Origin of the sequence: Microbacterium sp. bgisy189 (assembly GCF_965345345.1) — a bacterium.
Lineage (GTDB): Bacteria > Actinomycetota > Actinomycetes > Actinomycetales > Microbacteriaceae > Microbacterium.
Window position 1 is genome coordinate 217,476 of sequence record NZ_CBDRMZ010000002.1, and the last position, 17,594, is coordinate 235,069.

The following is a 17,594-nucleotide window of genomic DNA, read 5'->3' on the forward strand; positions in this document are numbered from 1 at the left end:
GCCTCCGACGTGAACGACGCAGAAACGCTTCGCGTGCGGATGCCGGGAGTCAGTGCGCGAGCACCGGCAGCACGCGGTGCTCGAGCAGCGGCGCGAGATCGTCGGGCAGTGCGGCGTCGGTGTCGAGCCAACGCAGCTCTTCGATCTCGGCGGCCGGCTCGGCGAACACGAGGGCGTCGCAGCTGAACACGGTCGCCTCGACGACGTGCCCGTCCTCGTTCGCCGCCGGAGCGTGGAACACACCGACCTCGTCCAGCGCATCGAGCGAGACGTCCACGCCCAGCTCTTCACGCACCTCGCGCACGGCAGCTTCTGCGGCGGTCTCGCCGATCTCGGGCTTGCCGCCCGGCAGCATGAACCGCGACGTGCCGCGCTTGCGCACCGTGAGCACGGCGCCGTGGGCGTCGCGGAAGACGACCGCGCTGATGGTGATGAGGTGTTCGGGCATGGCATCCACCGTACGGGTCATCCGGTCGGCGAGGGCGAGGATGACCAGGATCGTCGCCGAGATGACCGGGGTCCAGGGCACGACCGGCGCGGCGGCCGATTCGGCGAGCGCGCCGACGGCTGCGGAGGCGAGCGCCTGGCCGACGATGACCCCGGATCCGAGCATCGTCATGACCGTCGCCGTGCGCCCGAACGGTGCCCGCTGGGCCGCGAGCGTGTAGACGGTCGCGAGCGTCGGGCCGATGCCGCAGCCGGCGATGAGCAGTGCGAGGGTGATCTGCAGGGGCGACTCGGCGAGCGCCGCGCACACGGTGCCTCCGAGCAGCACGAGCGAGAAGACGAACCACCTCGCGCGCAGCGTGAAGCGGGCAGGGAACAGCCCGACGCTGAGCGCGAGGACGGCCGATCCGACACCCATCGCGCCGTAGATGAGGCCGGTCTGGTCTGCTGCGCCGCGCGCTTCGGTGAACGCGGTGAGCGCGGTGAGCGCGGTGCCGAAGAACAGCCCCATCGCGAGGGCGCCGAGCGCGACCGTGACGATGCCGCCCGTGGCGAGCGCACCGATCGGCGCGGACGCAGCGCGGCCCTCGACCGGCGTGGCTGTGCGTGCGGTGCGGTGCAGCGCGAACAGCACGACGAACACCGCGGTCAGGCCCGCGGCCGAGAGCACGGCGGCTGCCGGAGACAGGGCGACGGCAAGCAACCCGACCACGGCGGGGCCGAACACGAAGACGACCTCGTCGACGGCCGACTCGTAGCCCATCACCGCTTCGCGAAGGCGCGGGGTTCCGCCACGTCGCGTGACGGCGGCATCCATGCGGGTGCGCGACATCGCCGACACTTGCGGCGCCGTCGCACCGGTGAACGCGGCCGCCGCCAGCACCGAGGCGTCGGAGGCCTGGCTGTAGGCGACGAGCACGATCGCGACGAGGCCCATCGCATTCGCGATGCCGGCGACGAGGAGGACGGTCCGCTGGCCGTACCGATCCGCCGCCATGCCGAGCAGGGGCCCGGTGACCATGGTCGCCAGACCCACGACCGCCGACGTGAGCCCGCCGAGCGCGAGCGACTCGCGTGCGTCGACGACCATCGTGAGCACACCGACGACCATCATCGCGAAGGGGAGCCTCGCACCGATCGCGATCGCGAAGTAGTCGAAGCCGATGCTGCGGCCGAAGCCGGGCGTGCGCGTGGCGCGGGTCATGGTGGTGCTCCTCGGAACATGTCTGCACCGGGATGCCGGTGCATGTCTGTGCCGCCTTGAACTCACCGGCCGTCGTCGGCCGTGTCAGGTAGATGCACGCTCTCGGCGCGGGTGCGCGCCGAGTACCCAGTCTACCGTCGCGGACCTCGACGCGGCCTGGGCGCCCGGTCACTCACGCTCGGAAGAACGCGACACCCAGATCGGGGTGGTCGACGAAGACCCCATCGACACCCGAGTCGGCGATGATCTGCCACTCCGACTCGTAGTCGCCGAACGCGGCGCGGTCGCGACCGTGACGGAACTGCGCGATCAGGAACGCGTTCTCGGGGCGGCACGTCCACGTGAACACCTTGAGGCCGCGGGCGTGGGCGTCGGCGACGACCGGCGACGAACCGGCCGTGCGCCCCAACCGGTCAGGGGCGAGGATCATGCGCTTGTCGACGCTGATGCCGTCGATCGCGCCGGCCAGCCGGTCGAGCCCGGCCGGCGACACCGTCTGCTTGTAGGTCGGGGCGTCCCGACCGAGCGACGTGATGAGGTCGAACGGCCGCCCCGCCGCTTCCAGCAGATAGATGTAGCGACCGGGGATGCCGAGGGCGCGCAGCTGCGTGAGCACCGTCGACTCGAACGCCTCGATCGTGAGGGGCAGTTTGCCGTCCGCCCATCCGGCATCCGCGAGTTCGGCGGCGATGAGCGCGGGCAGGTCGAACCCCAGGGAGCCGAAGTAGGTGGCGTGCTTGATCTCGAGCACGACGCCGATCTCGCGCCCGTGCTCGAGCGACCCGTCGCGCACGATGTCGAGCACATCGCGCAGCCGCAGCACCCGCTGTTCACCGTCGAAGGTGGCGCTCGTCGGTCGCAGGTGCGGCAGGCGTTCACGGCACCGCAGCGTCGAGAGCTCTTCCCACGTGAAGTCCTCGGTGAACCACCCGGTGTGCTCGGCACCGTCGATCGTCTTCGTCGTGCGCCGGTCGGCGAACCGCGGATGGTCGGCGACGTCGGTCGTCGTCGAGATCTCGTTCTCGTGCCGCACGACCGCCACCCCGTCGCGGGTGAAGACGATGTCGGGTTCGACCGCGTCGACGCCGAGCTGCAGCGCGAGCTCGTACGACGAGCGGGAGTGCTCGGGGCGGTAGCCGGGGGCACCGCGGTGGCCGATGACCAGAGGGGATCGCCGAGGCATGGCATCCACGCTACCCGCCGCGGGTGTTCGCGCCGGGCGTACGGCGTTCGAAGGGCTCTCACAGCACGAAAGCGCCGGTGACGACACGCCGTCCGATAGCCTGGAGTTCCGCAGCATCCGCGCGGCGACCTACTTGGAGTTGAGACTGACATGGCCTCCGGAAACTTCGCATTCAACAGCCCGGCGTTCCAAGAGCAGCGCCCGGGCCTGACCCCGCCGCCTGCGCAGCAGCAGGCGGGTGCACAGACGCAGTTCAGCGCTGCGTCGCACCAGGCCGCAGACGCGGCCGCGAACGCCCAGATGGAGGGCATGTTCGCCGCTCCCCCGGCGAACGCGATCCAGACCGGTCGCATGACCGTCGAAGACACCGTCCTGAAGACGCTTTCGCTGTTCGCCGTACTGCTGGTGACCGCCGTCGTCGGATGGGTGTGGACGCTGTCACCGGTCACCGCCGACAACCCCACTCCCACCATGGCGCCGTGGATCATCGGTGCCCTCGGCGGCTTCGTTCTCGCGATGGTCGTCACCTTCACGTCGCGCAAGAAGGTGCGCCCCGCGCTCATCTTCGCCTATGCCGCGTTCGAGGGCCTGTTCGTCGGTGGCATCTCGGCCTTCTTCGAGTTCATCTGGTCGGGCATCGTCATGCAGGCCACGCTGGCGACCCTCTCCGTCGTCGGTGTCACCCTGGCACTCTTCGCGAGCGGCAAGATCCGTGCCAGCAAGCGCGCCACCAAGATCTTCATGATCGCGATGGTCGGCTACCTGGTGTTCTCGCTGCTGAACGTGGTCCTCATGTGGACCAATGTGCTGCCGAGCAACATGATGTTCGGCATGCACAGTGCCGAGATCGCCGGCATCCCGCTCGGCCTTGTCATCGGCATCCTCGTGGTCATCATGGCCGCCTACTCGCTGGTACTCGACTTCGACCAGATCCAGCAGGGTGTGCGCAACGGCGCTCCCCGTGAGTTCGGCTGGGTCGGTGGGTTCGGCATCATGGTCACGGTCGTCTGGCTCTACGTCGAGATCCTGCGCATGATTGCGATCCTGCGCGGCAGCGACTGACCTTCACTGCTCATGAAGAAGGCCGCCCGGTTCGCCGGGCGGCCTTCTTCATATGCGGGGTGGGGATCACTCCCACTCGATGGTCCCCGGGGGCTTGCTCGTCACGTCGAGCACGACCCGGTTGACCTCGCGCACCTCGTTGGTGATGCGGTTGCTGATCTTCGACAGCACGTCGTACGGCAGGCGCGTCCAATCGGCGGTCATGGCGTCTTCAGAAGACACGGGACGCAGCACGATCGGGTGCCCGTACGTGCGACCGTCGCCCTGCACACCGACGGAGCGGACATCGGCGAGCAGCACGACCGGGCACTGCCAGATCTCGCCGTCGAGCCCCGCCTTGGTCAGCTCTTCGCGGGCGATGGCGTCGGCATCCTGCAGAATCGCGAGACGGTCAGCGGTGACCTCACCCACGATCCGGATGCCGAGGCCGGGGCCCGGAAAGGGCTGCCTGCCGACGATGACCTCGGGCAGACCCAGCTCGCGACCGATCGCGCGCACCTCGTCCTTGAACAGGGTGCGCAGCGGCTCGACGAGCTCGAACTGCAGGTCTTCGGGCAGGCCGCCCACGTTGTGGTGGCTCTTGATGTTGGCGGTGCCGGTGCCACCGCCGGATTCGACGACGTCGGGGTACAGCGTGCCCTGCACGAGGAAGCGGATCGGGTCGCCCTCGGCTGCGGCCTCGGCGATGAGGTCCGCCTGCACCTGCTCGAATGCGCGGATGAACTCGCGGCCGATGATCTTGCGCTTCTCTTCGGGGTCGCTGACGCCGGCGAGGGCGTTCAGGAACGTCTCGCGCGCATCGACCGTGATCAGACGCACACCCGTGGATGCCACGTAGTCCTGCTCGACCTGCTCGCGCTCACCCTTGCGCAGCAGCCCGTGGTCGATGAAGACCGCGACGAGCTGGTCGCCGACCGCCTCGTGCACGAGCGCTGTCGACACGGCCGAGTCGACGCCGCCCGACAGGGCCGACAGCACGCGGCCGGAGCCGACCTGCGCGCGGATCTTCTCGACCTGCTCGGCGATGACGTTGCCGCTGTTCCAGTCGGCGGGAAGGCCGGCCGCCTTGTGGAGGAAGTTCTCGATGATGCGCTGGCCGTGGTCGGAGTGCTTGACCTCGGGGTGCCACTGCACGCCGTAGAAGGTGCGGGCGTCGTCACCGAACGCGGCCACCGGGGTGGCGGCGGTGCGGGCGAGCACCTCGAACCCAGGGGGCGCCTCGGAAACCTGGTCGCCGTGACTCATCCACACGTTCTGCTCGACCGGCTGACCACCGAGGAGCACGCCGCCGTGGACGACGGAGGCATCCGTCGCACCGTACTCGCGCAGGCCCGTGTTCGAGACGACGCCACCGAGCTGCTGGGCCATCACCTGGAAGCCGTAGCAGATGCCGAGCGTGGGCACGCCGAGCTGCAGCACACCGGGGTCGAGCGAAGGGGCGCCCTCCTCGTAGACCGACGACGGCCCGCCGGACAGGATGATGCCGACGGGGTTGCGGTCGGCGACCTCGGCGGCCGTAGCGGTGTGCGGGATGATCTCGCTGTAGACGCCGGCCTCGCGCACGCGGCGTGCGATCAACTGGGCGTACTGGGCGCCGAAGTCGACGACGAGGACGGGCCGCTGCGCGGTCTCGGTCGGGGAAGTCACCGTTTGTTCTCCGTGGGGATCGCTTGGGTCAGGGACGAATGCTCGGCGCGGGTGTGCAGCTCTTCACCCTCGCGGCGGTCGAGGTAGGCGCGCACTTCGCGGGCGACGCGCAGCTCCATGATGAACGACAGGAACGGCACGACGCCGCCGAGGGCCAGCATGATGAACCGCGGAAAACCCCAGCGCATGAGGCTCCACACGCGGAAGCAGGCGAACAGGTACACGACGTAGAACCAGCCGTGCACGACGAGGATCGCGAGCGAGATGTTGATGCCATCCCCGGCCGACACCATGTCGCAGCCCATCCCGCCGGGGAAGAACATCGAATACCACTGGCAGTCGGCGGGCACGATGACCGGCGCGAACCAGAGGAAGCCCCCCGAACCACCCGCGAACAGTTCGACGTGGATCGGCGTGTACTTGAGGATCATCTCGGCCAGCAGCAGAAGCAGGCCGATACCCGTGATGATCGAGGCGACCTGATAGAACTTCAGCGCCGAGCGGATCGCCGGAAACGAGGCGAGTTTGGGCTGGGCGGGCATGGCCACCAGTCTAGTCGCCGGGCGGGGTGGCCCCAGTCGCCCCCTCGAGGGCCTCGACCTCTTTCTCCCAGGCGTCCTTGGCCAAGCGGTACCACATGTAAAAAGCGAACCCGGCGAAGATCGCCCACTCGACGGCATAGAAAATGTTCAGCCAGTTGACGTTCGACCCCTCCTCGGGCGGGTCGGCGACGATCTCGTCGAGCAGCGGCATCCCGCCCTCCAACACGAGGTAAGGACGGTACACGTCAAGACCTTCGATGTCATGCCACTGGCCGAGGAGGGCGGCCGGCGACATGCGCGTCATCTCGGTGATCGCGTCGCCCGCCCGGGGCAGGGAAGGGCCTTCGTCCGAGATGATGCGGCCGGTGAAGGTGCCCCCCATGCCGGCGGCGTTCAGCGCCTCGGCGGATTCGTCCGCCGAGGCGCGATCGCGCGCCCAGCCCACGGCGACCGCGATCGAGGTCGGCGTCTCGGTGTCGGCGAGCCGCAGCTGCCCGGTCACCCAGAAGCCCTCGACACCGTCGTTGTAGCGCGACGAGACGACGAGGAAGTCATCGGCGACGAACGCACCCTCGACCTCCACGCGCTGGCCCACGAGCGGCTCCGACAGGTACTCCCCCGGGCCGACGACCTCGGCGAGCGGCCGCACCTGCTCCGTCGCGCCGGGCGGCGGCGGATCGGTATCGATCGCGTTGCCGAGCTGCCATTGGCCGAGCCACGCGAACACCGCCGCCACGATGAGCGCGACCGCCAGCATCCCGAGCCACCACGGCCGCAGCATGACCTCACGCAGCGTGGGCGGAAAGGCGAGCGGCGCGGTGCCCATCGAGCCGGCTGAGGTCATCGAGCGGACTGATACGGGGCGACGACGACCTCGACGCGCTGGAACTCCTTCAGGTCGGAGTACCCGGTCGTCGCCATCGACTTGCGCAGTGCGCCCATGAGGTTCGCGGTCCCGTCGGCGACGGGCGCCGGCCCGTACAGGATCTCCTCCAGGGGGGCGACCGTGCCGACCTCGACGCGACGTCCGCGCGGAAGCTTGGGATGCGTTGCCTCAGAGCCCCAGTGGAACCCGCGGCCCGGTGCGTCCGTCGCCCGCGCCAACGCGACGCCCAGCATGAGCGCGTCGGCGCCCATCGCAAGCGCCTTGACGATGTCGCCCGAGGTCCCGACGCCACCGTCGGCGATGACGTGCACGTAGCGGCCGCCGGACTCGTCGAGGTAGTCGCGGCGGGCACCCGCGACGTCGGCGATCGCGGTGGCCATGGGGGCGTGGATGCCGAGGGTCGCGCGCGTCGTCGATGCCGCGCCCCCGCCGAACCCGACCAGCACACCCGCCGCGCCCGTGCGCATGAGGTGCAGGGCTGCCGTGTACGTCGATGCACCGCCGACGATGACCGGCACATCGAGGTCGTAGATGAACTTCTTGAGGTTGAGGGGTTCATCGACGCTCGAGACGTGCTCGGCGGAGACTGTCGTGCCGCGGATCACGAACAGGTCGACACCGGCCGCGACCACCGTCTCGTACAGCTGCTGGGTGCGCTGCGGCGTGAGGGCTGCGGCGACGGTCACGCCGCCGGCTCGGATCTCGGCGAGCCGTTCGCGCACGAGCTCGGGCTTGATCGGCTCGGCGTAGAGCTCCTGCATGCGGCGCGTGGCCTCGGCATCCGGCAATGCGGCGATTTCGGCCAGCAGCGGCTCGGGGTCCTCGTAGCGGGTCCAGACACCCTCGAGGTCGAGCACGCCGAGACCGCCGAGTTGCCCGAGCATGATCGCGGTCTGCGGGCTCATGACCGAGTCCATCGGCGCACCGAGCACCGGAATCTCGAAGCCGAACGCATCGATCGACCACGCCGTGGAGACGTCCTCGGGGTTGCGGGTGCGCCGCGAGGGCACCACCGCGATGTCGTCGAACGCGTATGCCCGGCGGGCGCGCTTGGCGCGTCCGAGCTCGATGTCCATGCTCACCCGCCCAGCCTACCGTCCCGGGTTCAGCCCGCCCCCGGCGGCGCGTGCGCGGCGGCGCGACACTCTTGCCATGACGTCGGCGCACTCGGACCCCACCGGCGCGGTGAGAGACCGCGGTGGCGTCGCCCGCGTGCAGACGCTCTGGATGCCGGAGTGAGCAGGCACCGGATCGATCGAGCCGTTGCGGCCGGCAGCCTCCATCGCGTCCGTCGCGGTTGGGTGGCGACAGTCGATGCAGATCCGTTCCTGGTCGCTGCCGCGAGGACCGGCGTCATCCTCACCTGCGTCACACAGGCCCGCCGGCTCGGTCTCTGGGTGCTGCGGGATGAGCGGCCACATGTCGCGGCAGCCGCACACGCGGGCCATGTCTCGGCAGATGCCGTGATCCATTGGCATGCGCCGACGATTCCCCGGCATCCCGATGACCTCGTCGACCCGATCGAGAACGTCCTGGTCACCGTGGCTCGTTGCCAGCCTCACGAGGCGGCACTGGCGGTGTGGGAATCCGCCATGCGCAGCGGACTCGTCGACCGGGGCGTATTGCTCCGCCTCGACCTTCCGCCCGCCGCGCGTCGTCTGTGCGCCGAAGCCCGACCATTCGCGGATTCGGGGCTCGAGACCCTGTTCCCGACGCGGCTGCGGTGGCTCAAACTGCCGATGCTGCAGCAGGCCTGGATTCTCGGGCGCCCCGTCGACCTGCTGATCGGGGAGCGACTGGTCGTGCAGATCGACGGTGGACACCACGTCGGAGCCCAGCGGGCAGCCGACATCGAGCATGACGCCCTGCTGATGCTGCGCGGCTATCACGTCATCCGCGTCACCTACGCCCAAATCGTCGACGACTGGGCGACCGTGCAGCGCCTCATCGCCGGCGCGGTTTCCCAGGGGTTGCACCTCGCACGCGACTGATCGGTCGCGCATACGGGAGGAGTTCGGCGTTCGGGAGGGCAAACCGTGACGGGAGGCCCTCCCGTGCGTGGTTCTCCTCCCGAACGCGCGGCCTACTTCTTGTAGTTGGGGGCCTCGACGATGATCTGCACGTCGTGGGGGTGCGATTCCTTGAGGCCGGCGGAGGTGATGCGCACGAACTTGCCGCGCGACTTCAGCTCCTCGATCGTGCGGGCGCCGACATAGAACATCGACTGACGCAGACCGCCGACCAGCTGGTACGCGACCGCCGAGACCGGGCCGCGGTAGGCGACCTGCCCCTCGATCCCCTCTGGGATGAGTTTGTCGTCGGTGGGGACGTCCGCCTGGAAGTAGCGGTCCTTGGAGTAGGACGTCTTCTTGCCGCGGGTCTGCAGGGCGCCCAGCGATCCCATGCCGCGGTACAGCTTGAACTGCTTGCCGCCCTGGAAGACGACCTCTCCCGGCGACTCGTCGGTGCCGGCCAGCAGCGAGCCGAGCATGACCGAGTCCGCGCCTGCGACGAGCGCCTTCGCGATGTCCCCCGAGTACTGCAGACCGCCGTCGGCGATGATCGGGATGCCGGCCTCTCGCGCTGCGAGCGATGCCTCGTAGATCGCGGTGATCTGCGGCACACCCACGCCCGCGACGACACGGGTCGTGCAGATGGAGCCCGGTCCGACGCCGACCTTCACGGCATCCACACCCGCATCGATGAGCGCCTGCGCGCCCTCGCGCGTCGCGACGTTGCCGCCGATGACGTCGATGTGGGCGAACGACTCGTCGGCCTTGATGCGCCGAACCATGTCGATGACGCCTGCGGACTGGCCGTTGGCGGTGTCGACGACGATGACATCGACACCCGCGTCGCGCAGCGCCTCGGCGCGCTCCCACGCGTCACCGAAGAAGCCGATGGCGGCGCCGACGCGCAGGCGACCCTGGTCGTCCTTGGTGGCGAGCGGGTACTTCTCGCTCTTGTCGAAGTCCTTGATGGTGATCAGGCCCGCGAGCTTGCCGTCGTCATCGAGCAGCGGCAGCTTCTCGACGCGGTGCTGCGCGAACAGCGCGATGACCTCGTTGGCGCCGATGCCGACCTTGCCGGTCACCAGACCTTCGCTCGTCATGACGTCGCGCACCTTGGTGCTCTGACGCTCGAAGCCCGACACGAACCGCATGTCGCGGTTGGTCACGATGCCGACGAGGCGACCCTCTTCGTCGACGACCGGCAGCCCCGAGATGCGGTACTGACCGCACAGCGCGTCGACCTCTTCGATCGTCGCGTCGGGCGTCGTCGTGATGGGGTCGGTGATCATGCCCGACTCGCTGCGCTTGACGCGGTCGACCATCGCGGCCTGGTCGGCGATCGACAGATTGCGGTGGATGATGCCGATGCCGCCCTCGCGCGCGATCGCGATCGCCAAGCGCGACTCGGTGACGGTGTCCATGGCCGCCGACAGCAGCGGTGTCGCCACCGTGATGCGGCGGGTGACCCGCGACGAGGTATCGGCTTCAGACGGGATGACATCCGTGTGCCCGGGAAGGAGCAGGACGTCGTCGTAGGTCAGTCCGACGAAACCGAACGGGTCGTTGTACTCCATGCGTTCTCCTGCGTGAGTCGGGGTGTCTCAATTCTAAGGCGCCACGGGCACCGCACATTCCCGTTGCATCACAACGCCTACAACGAGGTTGCGATCAGGAAACACTCAGGCAACAATCGCTGGGTACGGTCGGGTGTCGCCGAGGCCACCCCTAGTCACGGCACTGACCGCATTCCATACAAGGAGGTGCCAGTGGCGATCACCCGAACATCGCCCGCTGACAGTCGAAACCGGCGCACGCTCGCGGCCATCATCAGCGGGCTGTTCGCCATCGCCCTGCTGTTCGGTCTCGCGACACCCGCGGCGGCTGACACGGGCGGCGAAACCGAAGACCTGCCGTTCACGATCCAAGGAAACGTCCGTACGGGCGGTGAGGGCGTCGCAGACGTCACGATCACCGTCACGGGCCCCGGGTTCGAGAATGAGACGACCACCGAAGACAACGGTTCCTTCCGCGTCGGGGTGCCCAACAAGGAGGACACCTACACGCTGGTGCTCGACGAGGGCTCCCTGCCCGCAGACGTCGAAGTGCCCGACGGATTCGAGTCGTCGGTCGAGGTCACCTTCGGCAACACCAGCACCGTCACGCGGAACTTCACGCTGACCGCCGCCGAACGAGCGACGACGAGCTTCTTCGATCAGCTCATCTCGCGAGCCGTCAACGGCCTGAACTTCGGCCTCATGCTCGCGCTGGCCGCCATCGGCCTGTCGCTCGTCTACGGCACGACCGGCATCTCCAACTTCGCCCACGGCGAGATGGTGACCTTCGGCGCGCTCGCCGCGTTGGTCTTCTCAGTCGGGCTCGACCTGTCGATCTGGATCGCGATCCCCCTCGCCGTGCTCGTCAGCGCCGCGTTCGGATGGGGAATGGATGCCGGACTCTGGCGCCCCTTGCGACGAAAAGGGCTCGGCACCGTGCAGCTCATGATCGTCTCGATCGGTCTCTCGCTCGCGTTGCGCTACATGTTCCAGATGGGCATCGGCGGCCGCACCCAGCAGCTTCCCGGTGCGGCAGCGGCCATCATCCCGGGCCTCGGCCCCATTCGCCTGAGCGTCACCGACCTCATCAGCATGGGACTCTCGCTCGTCGTGATCGGCGTGTTCGCCTGGTGGCTCATGCGCACGCGCATCGGTCGTGCCACGCGCGCAGTCTCCGACAACCCGTCGCTGGCCGCTGCGAGCGGTATCGACGTCGACGGCGTCGTACGGGTCGTCTGGATCGTCGCGACCGCGCTGGCCGGCCTCTCGGGCGTGCTGTGGGCGTACTTCCGCCCCGGCATCAAGTGGGACATGGGAACCAGCATCCTGTTGCTGATCTTCGCCGCCGTCACGCTCGGCGGCCTCGGCACCGCGTTCGGCGCGCTCATCGGCTCGCTGATCGTCGGCCTGCTCGTCGAGGTCTCCACCCTCTGGATCCCGTCGGATCTGAAGTACGTCGGTGCCCTCGTCGTGCTGATCGTCATTCTTCTGTTCCGTCCGCAGGGCATCCTCGGACGCCGAGAGCGAATCGGGTAGGTAACGATGAACTTCCTTCAAATCCTCTCCAACACGCTCGGCCAGATGCTGGCGCCCGCGACGATCGGCTACGCGCTCGCCGCGATCGGCCTCTCGGTGCACTTCGGGTTCGCGGGCCTGCTGAACATGGGTGTCGCCGGATTCATGGCCATCGGCGCCTACGGGTTCGCGATCTCGATCCTCACGTTCAACCTGTCGTGGTGGCTCGCCGCGCTCATTGGTCTGCTCGCCGCGGTCGCCTTCGCGCTCGTGATGGGCATCCCGACGCTGCGACTGCGCGGCGACTACCTCGCGATCGTGACGATCGCCGCGGCCGAGGTGCTGCGACTGCTGTTCCTCACCTCGACGTGGCGCACCTACACCGGCTCGGCCGACGGCCTGTTCAACTACCACACGGGCTTCCGTGGGGCGAACAACCCCATCCCGCCGGGACGCTACGGGTTTGGTCCGTGGACCTACAGCGCCAACCAATGGTGGGTCATCATTATCGGACTCATCACGGTCGCCCTGGCGGTGCTGCTGGTGTGGATGCTGATGCGCAGCCCGTGGGGACGCGTCATCCGCGGCATCCGTGAAGACGAAGACGCCGTGCGCTCGCTCGGCAAGAACGTGTTCGCCTTCAAGATGCAGGCCCTCATCGTCGGCGGTGTCATCATCGCCGCGGGCGGCATCATCACCGCGATGGGCACGAACGTGAACCCGAACGTCTATGTGACGTCGCAGACGTTCTTCGTGTGGACCGCCCTGCTGCTGGGCGGCGCCGCGACCATCTTCGGACCAGTGCTCGGTGCGATCCTGTTCTGGGTCGTCCGCGCATTCCTGTCGAACCTGCTGCCCGCGCTCGTCGAGATCGGCTGGCTGCCGTTCCTCACCAGCGAGCAGGCGCAGCAGCTGGTGTTCGTGCTGGTGGGTCTCGCGCTCATGCTGCTCGTGATCTTCCGCCCGCAGGGCATCCTCGGTAGCAAGAAGGAGCTGACCTTTGTCCGCTGACGTTGCACCCCCCGCCCCCCGCCCGAAGACCACCGGCCTGCACAAGGGCGAAGCCCGCCCCGGTGTCGAGAAGGTCGACCCGATCATCGTCGCCGACGGTGTCAAGCGCATCTTCGGCGGTCTGACCGCCGTCGACGTCGACCACCTCGAGATCCCCCGTGGCGCCATCACAGCCCTCATCGGCCCGAACGGTGCCGGCAAGACGACGCTGTTCAATCTGCTCACCGGCTTCGACAAGCCGAACGAGGGATCGTGGGCGTTCGACGGCAAGAACCTCTCCGGCATCCCCGCGTACAAGACGGCACGCATGGGACAGGTCCGCACCTTCCAGCTGACGAAGTCGCTGGGACTGCTCACCGTGCTCGAGAACATGAAGCTCGGCGCGACCAAGCAGACCGGCGAGCACATCTTCTCCAGCATCCTGCCGTTCCTGTGGCGCAAGCAGGAGGCGGAGAACGAGGCGAAGGCGCGCGACCTGCTCAAGCGGTTCAAGCTCGACGCCAAGGAGAAGGACTTCGCCGCATCGCTCTCGGGCGGGCAGCGCAAGCTCCTCGAAATGGCCCGCGCCCTCATGAGCGACCCGACGCTGGTCATGCTCGACGAACCGATGGCCGGCGTCAACCCGGCGCTGACGCAGTCACTGCTCGACCACATCCTCGACCTGAAGGATCTGGGGATGACGGTGCTGTTCGTCGAGCACGACATGCACATGGTCCGCCATATCGCCGACTGGGTCGTCGTGATGGCCGAGGGCAAGGTCGTCGCTGAGGGCCCGCCCGACACCGTCATGAGAGAGCAGGCCGTCATCGATGCGTACCTCGGCGCCCACCAGGATGTCGACCTCGGCGTCGTCACCGGTCGCCAGGAGGGCGAGTTGAGCACCGAAGCGATCGAACTGGTCAAAGAGACCGAGGCGATCGACGAGGCCATCGGCGACGAAGCGGATGCCGCGGCATCCGACGCTGCGCAGAAGTCGGAGGACGACAAGTGAGCGAGTCCACCGGAAACGTCGTCGAACTGAACAATGTCGTCGCCGGCTACCTGCCCGGCGTCAACATCCTCAACGGCGCGAACCTCACCGCCGCCAAGGGCGAGCTGATCGGCATCATCGGTCCGAACGGCGCCGGCAAGTCGACCATGCTCAAGGCGATCTTCGGCCAGGTGAAGGTGCGCGAGGGCAGCGTCACGCTCAACGGCGAGAACATCACGGGCCTGAAGGCCAACAAGCTCGTCGCCAAGGGCGTCGGGTTCGTGCCGCAGACCAACAACGTCTTCCCGAGCCTGACGATCGCCGAGAACCTGCAGATGGGCGCCTACCAGCGCCCGAAGGCGTACGAGGAGCGCGTCGACTTCATCACGTCGATCTTCCCCGACCTCGCCAAGCGCCTGCAGCAGCGGGCAGGGTCACTGTCCGGCGGTGAGCGGCAGATGGTCGCCATGGGCCGCGCGCTGATGATGGATCCGCACGTGCTGCTGCTCGACGAGCCGTCGGCCGGCCTCTCCCCGTCGCGGCAGGACGAAGCGTTCCTGCGGGTCTCGGAGATCAACAAGGCGGGCGTGACGACCATCATGGTCGAGCAGAACGCACGCCGCTGCCTGCAGATCTGCGACCGCGGCTACGTGCTCGATCAGGGCCGCGACGCCTACACGGGCACCGGTCGCGAACTGCTGAACGACCCGAACGTGATCGGCTTGTACCTGGGAACGCTCGGCACCTGACCCGCCGCGCTTCCCCGAAGGCCCCCGCGACTGCGCGGGGGCCTTCGGCGTTCGCGCCGCGGCATCCACTTCGCCGGGCGCGGCTGGTTGACTGTGACGCGTTCGCCTGGCGCGTGTGGCGGTGTGTCTGCATGGATGCCCCCACAAGCGCCAGGCGAACGCTCACGCGTCGCCTTCTCCCCAACCTCGGCAGACCACGCACCGTCCACAGATGGCGTCGAGCGCGCCTGCGGGCGGAGATCGCGGGAGCATGGTGGAGGGATGCCTGCACGTCCCAGCGAGCTTCCGGAACACCTTGGCGAGAGCTTCTCGTGCCGCGAGGCGCTCGACCTGGGCGTCACCCGCGACCGACTGCGGGCCCGCGACCTCGCCGCGCCCTTCCGCGGAACACGCCTCGCACGGCCCATCGCCGACCCGGTTGGCAGCCGCGCACATGTGATCCGGCTCGCGAAGGCGTATGCCGCAGTCATGCCGTCCGAGGCCGTCTTCTGCGGTCGCACCGCCGCGGTGCTGATGGGCGGGCCGATTCGGCATGGCACCGCACTCGAGGTGGGCGTGTTCGCACCGCATCGCGCGCCGCGCGCGGCCGGCGTCGCCGGGCACCAGATGGTCCCCAGCCTGATCAGCGCAGGGTCGTTCATGGGCTTGCCGTGCGCGAGCCCGGCGTCGACCTGGGCCATGCTCGCCGAGTCGCTCTCCACCGACGACCTCGTCCGGCTGGGTGATCATCTCGTCGTCATCCCGCGCGACGAGCGGGCCCGACTGCGTCCGGAACGCCGGTTGGCGACACCCGACCAGCTGCGAGCCGCCGCGCTCGCGCCGCGACGGCGGTCGCGCGGGCGACTGCTCGATGCGTTGGAGCTCATCCGCGTCGGGGCGATGTCGCCGCTGGAGACCGACTTCCGACTGCTCACGACACGAGCTGGTTTGCCGCACCCGACCCTGCAACTCGAAGTCCGCGCGGTGAACGGGCGACTCATCGGTGTCGCGGATGCCGCATACGAGCGCTATGGCGTGCTCGTCGAGGTCGAGGGCGATCACCATCGAACCGACCGCCGGCAGTGGGCCCGCGACATCGAGAAGCACGCCGCCTACGTCGCGCTCGGGTGGGAGGTCATCCGACTGACATCCGCGCACATCCGTGCGCGCGTACCGGCCGCCCCGGCGCTTGTGCGCGCCGTCCTCACGCGCCGCGGCTGGGCGCCCCTGACCTGAACACCCGGCATCCAGGCACTTCGCCTGGCGCGTGTTGCGTGTTTCGCGCGTCGATGCCACAACGAGCGCCAGGTGAACGCAGTCGAAGGGGCAACGAGCGACTCGTGAAGCCCGAGCGTGCGACGCAGGGACGCACGCGAAGGGGCCCCGGTCCGAAGACCGGGGCCCCTCACGAGCGGATGCGGGTCAGCCCGCGTTCAGCCAGCTGTAGTTGTTGTCGTCACCGTACTGGAAGACACCGATGGTGGCCTCCGTCGGGTCGCCCACGTCGTTGAACGTGATCGGGCCAGAGACGCCGTCGTAGTCGGCGACCTCACCGGCGATGATCAGGTCGGCGCACTCGGCGTACGTCGTGCACTTGGTGCCGCCGTCACCACCGGAGACCGACTTGAGGTTCGCGGCGACATCGGGGCCTGCGGTCGAGCCTGCCTGCAGCGCGGCGAGCGCGAGCAGGATGACCGAGTCGTAGGACTCCGGACCGTAGGTGAACTCCTTCAGCTCCGGGTCGCCCTGCTCGGCGACGAACGCCTGCAGGTCGGTGCGGAAGGCCTCGGTCTGGGCCGGGTCGACAGACGGGTAGGTGCCCTTGGCGCCCGCCAGCGTTCCCGCCTCGAACTCGTCGCCGAAGTTGGCGAGGTTGCCGTCGACGAAGTACAGCTTGCTGGCGTCGTAGCTGGCGACCAGCTCGGGAACCATCGTCTTGACCTCTTCGAACGTGATCAGCGCGATGGCGTCGGGGCTTGCGGCCAGGACGTCCTCGATCTGCGACGAGAAGTTCGTGTCACCCGTGTTGTACATCGAGGCCGCGACGACCTCACCACCGGCTGCCTCGAAGGCCGCCTTGGTGAAGCACGCGAGGCCGGTGCCGTACGAGTCGTTCAGGATGATCATGCCCAGCGTCTCAGCACCGTCACCGGCGATGAGGTTGCCGAGGACCTCGCCCTGCAGGACGTCGGACGGAGCCGTGCGCCAGTAGAGGCCCTTGTCCTCGTAGCCCGTGAAGGCGGCAGAGGTGTTCGCCGGCGAGAACTGGATGGCGTTGGCCGCGATCACCTGGTCGATGAACTGCAGCGAGGTTCCCGAAGACGCGGCGCCGATGATGGCGGTCGCTCCGTCACCCAGCAGACGCGGGATCTCGGTCTCATACGCCTTGTTGTCGGTGTCACCGGAGTCGCCCTGGAGGAGGTCGATCTGCACGCCCTTGTCGGCGGCGTTGACCTCGGCGGCGGCGAACTCGGTGCCGGCGATCTCGGGCGGGCCGAGGAAGGCCAGGTTGCCGGTCACTGGCAGGGCAGTGCCGATCTTGTAGGTGAGGTCGGTGCCGGGGCCCTCGGAGGTCGAGGTGTACTCCGGCACGTACTCGGCGGGCGCGGCCGCGTCGCAGTCGACCGGGAAGTCGAACGACGAGGCGTCCGGCTCGTCGGTCGGGTCGCCGGTCGTGGTGCCACCACTACACCCGGCGAGGACGAGGGCGCTGGCGCCGATCAGGGCGATGCCGCCCAGGACCTTCGCAGCGCGTGAACGTGTCAGAACGCTCATTGTGCTCCTTGCTGTCGGTGACGCGGCATTGCTCGGGCGCCGCGCCGATTGCGTCCAAC

Annotated in this window: 15 protein-coding genes; 7 read left to right on the top strand and 8 right to left on the bottom strand. The window is 68.5% G+C overall.

The features are described 5' to 3' along the window. Positions 1-49: 49 nt before the first annotated feature. Positions 50-1,651 (bottom strand): MFS transporter, encoded by a 1,602-nt coding sequence (locus tag ACSF8R_RS04020; RefSeq protein WP_434810577.1) that lies wholly within the window; start codon positions 1,649-1,651, stop codon positions 50-52. 172 nt (positions 1,652-1,823) lie between these two features. Next, positions 1,824-2,834 carry a glycerophosphodiester phosphodiesterase family protein gene (locus tag ACSF8R_RS04025; protein ID WP_434810578.1) on the bottom strand — a complete coding sequence of 337 codons (1,011 nt, stop codon included), beginning with the start codon at positions 2,832-2,834 and terminating at the stop codon, positions 1,824-1,826. A 150-nt stretch (positions 2,835-2,984) separates the two neighbouring features. On the opposite strand from ACSF8R_RS04025, the gene ACSF8R_RS04030 reads away from it, so the two are divergent. Continuing rightward, the gene (locus tag ACSF8R_RS04030; protein ID WP_434810579.1) at positions 2,985-3,896 is read left to right on the top strand and encodes a Bax inhibitor-1/YccA family protein; all 912 of its coding nucleotides are present in this window, start codon (positions 2,985-2,987) and stop codon (positions 3,894-3,896) included. A 66-nt stretch (positions 3,897-3,962) separates the two neighbouring features. Here the strand turns inward: ACSF8R_RS04030 and guaA are convergent, their stop codons facing one another. From guaA to ACSF8R_RS04050, 4 genes are read right to left on the bottom strand one after another with little or no spacing between them, the layout of a single operon-like run. Beyond that, a complete protein-coding gene (gene guaA, locus ACSF8R_RS04035) occupies positions 3,963-5,543 on the bottom strand; it encodes a glutamine-hydrolyzing GMP synthase (RefSeq protein ID WP_434810580.1) in 1,581 nt (526 codons plus the stop codon). Continuing rightward, complete coding sequence (locus tag ACSF8R_RS04040) at positions 5,540-6,085, bottom strand: DUF3817 domain-containing protein (RefSeq protein WP_434810581.1); 546 nt, start codon at positions 6,083-6,085, stop codon at positions 5,540-5,542. The genes guaA and ACSF8R_RS04040 overlap by 4 nt, the downstream gene beginning before the upstream one ends. Positions 6,086-6,095: 10 nt before the next feature. After that, positions 6,096-6,929 (bottom strand): SURF1 family protein, encoded by an 834-nt coding sequence (locus tag ACSF8R_RS04045; protein WP_434810582.1) that lies wholly within the window; start codon positions 6,927-6,929, stop codon positions 6,096-6,098. Further along, positions 6,926-8,047, bottom strand: a complete 1,122-nt coding sequence (locus ACSF8R_RS04050; RefSeq protein WP_434810811.1) for a GuaB3 family IMP dehydrogenase-related protein — start codon at positions 8,045-8,047, stop codon at positions 6,926-6,928. The genes ACSF8R_RS04045 and ACSF8R_RS04050 overlap by 4 nt, the downstream gene beginning before the upstream one ends. Before the next feature lie 225 nt (positions 8,048-8,272). Here ACSF8R_RS04050 and ACSF8R_RS04055 point away from each other — a divergent pair, with 225 nt between their 5' ends. Further along, positions 8,273-8,962, top strand: coding sequence for an endonuclease domain-containing protein (locus ACSF8R_RS04055; RefSeq protein WP_434810583.1), 690 nt, complete (start codon positions 8,273-8,275; stop codon positions 8,960-8,962). A gap of 92 nt (positions 8,963-9,054) precedes the next feature. Here ACSF8R_RS04055 and guaB read toward each other — a convergent pair whose 3' ends face one another. Next, positions 9,055-10,557: an IMP dehydrogenase gene (guaB, locus tag ACSF8R_RS04060; protein WP_434810584.1), complete on the bottom strand. Its 1,503-nt coding sequence runs from the start codon at positions 10,555-10,557 to the stop codon at positions 9,055-9,057. Positions 10,558-10,749: 192 nt separating this feature from the next. Between guaB and ACSF8R_RS04065 the strand changes: the two genes are divergently transcribed. The 5 genes from ACSF8R_RS04065 to ACSF8R_RS04085 all read left to right on the top strand — a co-directional run bounded on the left by ACSF8R_RS04065 (position 10,750) and on the right by ACSF8R_RS04085 (position 15,996). Then, positions 10,750-12,072: a branched-chain amino acid ABC transporter permease gene (locus tag ACSF8R_RS04065; RefSeq protein WP_434810585.1), complete on the top strand. Its 1,323-nt coding sequence runs from the start codon at positions 10,750-10,752 to the stop codon at positions 12,070-12,072. Positions 12,073-12,078: 6 nt separating this feature from the next. Further along, positions 12,079-13,062 (top strand): branched-chain amino acid ABC transporter permease, encoded by a 984-nt coding sequence (locus ACSF8R_RS04070; RefSeq protein ID WP_434810586.1) that lies wholly within the window; start codon positions 12,079-12,081, stop codon positions 13,060-13,062. Beyond that, positions 13,052-14,053 carry an ABC transporter ATP-binding protein gene (locus ACSF8R_RS04075; RefSeq protein ID WP_434810587.1) on the top strand — a complete coding sequence of 334 codons (1,002 nt, stop codon included), beginning with the start codon at positions 13,052-13,054 and terminating at the stop codon, positions 14,051-14,053. Before ACSF8R_RS04070 ends, ACSF8R_RS04075 begins: the two co-directional genes overlap by 11 nt. Continuing rightward, complete coding sequence (locus ACSF8R_RS04080; RefSeq protein ID WP_434810588.1) at positions 14,050-14,781, top strand: ABC transporter ATP-binding protein; 732 nt, start codon at positions 14,050-14,052, stop codon at positions 14,779-14,781. Before ACSF8R_RS04075 ends, ACSF8R_RS04080 begins: the two co-directional genes overlap by 4 nt. Before the next feature lie 261 nt (positions 14,782-15,042). Beyond that, the gene (locus ACSF8R_RS04085) at positions 15,043-15,996 is read left to right on the top strand and encodes a hypothetical protein (protein WP_434810589.1); all 954 of its coding nucleotides are present in this window, start codon (positions 15,043-15,045) and stop codon (positions 15,994-15,996) included. Between the two features lie 186 nt (positions 15,997-16,182). Here the strand turns inward: ACSF8R_RS04085 and ACSF8R_RS04090 are convergent, their stop codons facing one another. Further along, the gene (locus tag ACSF8R_RS04090) at positions 16,183-17,535 is read right to left on the bottom strand and encodes an ABC transporter substrate-binding protein (protein ID WP_434810590.1); all 1,353 of its coding nucleotides are present in this window, start codon (positions 17,533-17,535) and stop codon (positions 16,183-16,185) included. Between the last annotated feature and the right edge of the window lie 59 nt (positions 17,536-17,594).